Source organism: Pelomonas dachongensis (genome assembly GCF_043555865.1).
In the GTDB taxonomy this organism is placed as follows: Bacteria; Pseudomonadota; Gammaproteobacteria; order Burkholderiales; family Burkholderiaceae_C; genus Pelomonas; species Pelomonas dachongensis.
The window spans coordinates 1-253 of the sequence record NZ_JBIGHY010000072.1 but is presented as its reverse complement, the minus strand read 5'-3'; the positions used below and the strand labels follow the sequence as shown (position 1 = coordinate 253).

Here is a 253-nt window from a genome sequence, read left to right as displayed (position 1 = left end):
CTGACGGCGTTGCTCAAACGGCTGGACAAGGCCGTCGCTCGCTACTACTCGGACACCGTGGTCACTGACGAAACCGAAGCACAAGGCTGACCGTCGTCAGTCAAGATGGCGCGGCCAGACGCTCACCCACGGCCGTCCACCAGCAGGTGTCTCTTGCTGCCCTTTTTTTTCCCGATCCGTCGGGTTGGGGCCTGCGGATTCCTGAGCCAGTGGCGCCTTCATCATGGCGCCGTCAACGCTCTGCCAGCGCCAG

1 pseudogene is annotated in these 253 nt (G+C 63.2%); it reads right to left on the bottom strand.

What is annotated here, in order from left to right:
* Positions 1–125: 125 nt before the first annotated feature.
* Positions 126–253: pseudogene (locus tag ACG02S_RS26370) on the bottom strand (IS5/IS1182 family transposase); the annotation flags it as partial.